This is a genomic window from Vibrio sp. OPT41 (assembly GCF_015163595.1).
Taxonomy (GTDB): domain Bacteria; phylum Pseudomonadota; class Gammaproteobacteria; order Enterobacterales; family Vibrionaceae; genus Vibrio; species Vibrio alginolyticus.
In genome coordinates, this window is record NZ_JADDYH010000008.1 from 1 (window position 1) to 655 (window position 655).

The window sequence follows — 655 nt, forward strand, 5'->3', positions numbered from 1 at the left end:
TTTGACGTTAGCGACAGAAGAAGCACCGGCTAACTCCGTGCCAGCAGCCGCGGTAATACGGAGGGTGCGAGCGTTAATCGGAATTACTGGGCGTAAAGCGCATGCAGGTGGTTTGTTAAGTCAGATGTGAAAGCCCGGGGCTCAACCTCGGAATAGCATTTGAAACTGGCAGACTAGAGTACTGTAGAGGGGGGTAGAATTTCAGGTGTAGCGGTGAAATGCGTAGAGATCTGAAGGAATACCGGTGGCGAAGGCGGCCCCCTGGACAGATACTGACACTCAGATGCGAAAGCGTGGGGAGCAAACAGGATTAGATACCCTGGTAGTCCACGCCGTAAACGATGTCTACTTGGAGGTTGTGGCCTTGAGCCGTGGCTTTCGGAGCTAACGCGTTAAGTAGACCGCCTGGGGAGTACGGTCGCAAGATTAAAACTCAAATGAATTGACGGGGGCCCGCACAAGCGGTGGAGCATGTGGTTTAATTCGATGCAACGCGAAGAACCTTACCTACTCTTGACATCCAGAGAACTTTCCAGAGATGGATTGGTGCCTTCGGGAACTCTGAGACAGGTGCTGCATGGCTGTCGTCAGCTCGTGTTGTGAAATGTTGGGTTAAGTCCCGCAACGAGCGCAACCCTTATCCTTGTTTGCCAGC

Annotated in this window: 1 rRNA gene; it reads left to right on the forward strand. The window is 52.8% G+C overall.

Annotated features, from left to right (window positions below):
* Positions 1-655, forward strand: a 16S ribosomal RNA gene (locus tag IQP38_RS00530); the annotation flags it as partial.